This is a genomic window from Marinobacter denitrificans (assembly GCF_008795955.1).
In the GTDB taxonomy this organism is placed as follows: domain Bacteria; phylum Pseudomonadota; class Gammaproteobacteria; order Pseudomonadales; family Oleiphilaceae; genus Marinobacter; species Marinobacter denitrificans.
This window is the reverse complement of the sequence record NZ_VMHN01000027.1, coordinates 1-2,450: the sequence shown is the minus strand read 5'-3', so window position 1 is coordinate 2,450 and position 2,450 is coordinate 1. Positions and strand designations below refer to the sequence as shown.

The following is a 2,450-nucleotide window of genomic DNA, read 5'->3' as shown; positions in this document are numbered from 1 at the left end:
TTGTAAGCGTCCGCCCATCACACCTTGTCAGGTATAGCCGGCTTCCAGTTGTGGGGCAATAGCTCGTCGATGGCGTTGTTCTTCTGCGTCGGAAGGCGGGTCAGCACATCCTTCAGGTAAGCACAGGGATCATGCCCATTCAGCTTCGCCGACTGGATCAGTGTCATCACAGCCGCAGCACGTTGGCCACTGCGTAGTGATCCCGCGAACAGCCAGTTGCTGCGTCCCAGCGCCCAGGGCCGGATCTGGTTTTCCACCCAGTTGTTATCGATGGGCACCGCACCATCGTCCAGGTAGCGCGTCAGCGCTGCCCAACGTTTGAGGCTGTAATCCAACGCTTTGGCCGTGCCGGAGCCATCCGGCACCTTCTGTCGATGCGCCAGCATCCACTGATGCAGTGCGTCAGCAAGTGGTTTGGCTCTGGTTTGTCGGATTTCCCCGCGCTTATCCGGTGGCAGGTCTTTGGTTTCCCGTTCGATCTCGTAGAGCCCACCGATGTATTCCAGCGCCTTGGCTGCCAGTTCACTCTTGTTGGCTTCGTGCAGGTCGTAGAACTTGCGACGGGCGTGGGCCATGCAGCCAATTTCAGTGATGCCGTTGCCGAACCCGGCCTTGTAACCAGCATAATCATCACAGACTAGCTTGCCCTGCCAGTCACCCAGGAAGGTGCGGGCGTGTTCGCCTGCACGGCTGGAAGCGAAGTCATAAACGGTGGCTTTCAGGTCCGAGAACGGTGTGGTGCAGTAAGCCCAGACGTAAGCCTTATGAGTCTTTTTCTTACCCGGGGCCAGCATGCTGACCGGTGTTTCATCGGCATGCAGAACGCCGTGCTCCAGCAGGGCGTTTCTCAGCGCATCCACCAGGGGCTGCAACTGCACACCGCAGGCACCCACCCATTCAGCCAGGGTGGAGCGCGGGATTTCTAATCCGGCACGGCCGAAGATGCGTTCCTGGCGGTACAGCGGCAGATGGTCGGCGTACTTGGCCACCAGCACCTGAGCCAACAGGCCGGCGGTGGGGATGCCCTTGTCGATCACCTGTGGAGGTACCGGTGCCTGGATCAAGGTCTCGCATTTGTCGCAGGCCCACTTGCCCCGGATGTGCCGCTCCACTGTGAACTCGCCCGGTACGTAGTCCAGCTTTTCGCTGACGTCTTCGCCAATACGCTTGAGCTGGCAGCCACACTGGCACCGGGTATTGTCCGGTTCGTGGTGGATCAGGGTACGGGGCAGTTCTGGTGGCAGCGGGGTGCGCTTGGGCTTTTGCTTTGGCCGGGCAGCTTTCTGTTCCTCGGTCATCGCCTGGTCCAGCTCGGCTTCGATGGCGGCCAGGTCGCTGTCGATCAGTTCGTCCAGCAGTTTCCCCTGAACCGCATCAAGTTGCTCACTGCGACGGGCGTACTTGTGACGCTTGAGGATGGCTACTTCGTGGGTCAGCTTCTCGATGATGGCATTGCTGCGCACCAACTCCCGCTCCTTCAGGCCCAAGACTTCATCCTTGGCGTCCAGAGAGTCCATCAGATCCGTCGCCAGGGCACGGAGCTGATCGGCAGAGAGTTGGTTGATGTCGGGGCGCTGAGTCATGCCGCCTAGTATGCCAAGTCCCTGTGCGGCAAGCGATTCGCGGTTCTGGCTATAGCGGCATCACGGCACTTGTGGTTACAGGATGGAGATGACGCCTTCCGCACCAAGGCGTTGCCAGGGCAGGCCCTGAACCAGGGCGGACAACTGCTCTTCGGTCAGGCGCAGTTGCTCACCGCGCCAGGTTTCGCCCCAGTGGAATTTGCCCCGGTTCAGCCGGCGGGCACACAGCCAGATACCAAGACCATCGTGGATCAGAACCTTCATCCGGTTGCCCCGTTTGTTGGCGAACAGATAGGCGCAATGCGGCCTGGCAGAACCGAAGACCTGAATAACCCGGGCCAGGGCCTTGTCCGGTCCCGCCCGCATATCCAGCGGTTCGGTGGCCAGCCAGATCTCGTCGATGCGTATCATCCCAACAGGTCCCGCAACAGGGCAGCACATTGATGCGCCTGCTCCGCAGGCCACTCCACCACGACCGCGCCACCGGCGCGGGGAATCTCGATGCGGATGGTGCTACGCTTATCCGAGACCGATGGGTTGCCCGGTGCAGAGGTTGCCGCTGGCAGATTGACCGGTACAAATCCCGGTGTTGTCGTCCGTGTTTTCGGCGCTCGTCGCGCCTCGCTGATCCAGCGCCGCACCATGTTGGCGTTGAGACCGTTATCCAGGGAAATTCGGGAAACGGACGCACCGGGTTTCAGGCATTGGGCAACAATCCGGGCTTTGAATTCCCGAGAAAAGCGGCGACGGCGTTGGTAGGGTTTGGTTACGCTTAAGTCGTTCATATTAAGTGTCCACTAGAAAATAAGTGGACACTATCCTGACGGCGGCAGCGCCTGGCTCAAGATGGGATTACCGGCCGCTTAC

Annotated in this window: 3 protein-coding genes; all 3 read right to left on the bottom strand. The window is 60.2% G+C overall.

Annotation, left to right across the window (positions count from 1 at the left end; genetic code table 11):
• Window positions 1–17: 17 nt before the first annotated feature.
• Window positions 18–1,583, bottom strand: coding sequence for an IS66 family transposase (gene tnpC, locus FO268_RS22680; RefSeq protein ID WP_150995417.1), 1,566 nt, complete (start codon window positions 1,581–1,583; stop codon window positions 18–20).
• 75 nt (window positions 1,584–1,658) lie between these two features.
• Window positions 1,659–1,994: an IS66 family insertion sequence element accessory protein TnpB gene (gene tnpB, locus FO268_RS22675; protein WP_162893759.1), complete on the bottom strand. Its 336-nt coding sequence runs from the start codon at window positions 1,992–1,994 to the stop codon at window positions 1,659–1,661.
• The gene (gene tnpA / locus FO268_RS22670; protein ID WP_150995415.1) at window positions 1,991–2,368 is read right to left on the bottom strand and encodes an IS66-like element accessory protein TnpA; all 378 of its coding nucleotides are present in this window, start codon (window positions 2,366–2,368) and stop codon (window positions 1,991–1,993) included. The genes tnpB and tnpA overlap by 4 nt, the downstream gene beginning before the upstream one ends.
• Window positions 2,369–2,450: the final 82 nt, after the last annotated feature.

Excerpts from the sequence above, each read along its gene's own strand:
- tnpC (WP_150995417.1), bottom strand. The coding sequence starts at position 1,583 with ATGACTCAGCGCCCCGACATCAACCAACTCTCTGCCGATCAGCTCCGT.
- tnpB (WP_162893759.1), bottom strand. The coding sequence starts at position 1,994 with ATGATACGCATCGACGAGATCTGGCTGGCCACCGAACCGCTGGATATG.
- tnpA (WP_150995415.1), bottom strand. The coding sequence starts at position 2,368 with ATGAACGACTTAAGCGTAACCAAACCCTACCAACGCCGTCGCCGCTTT.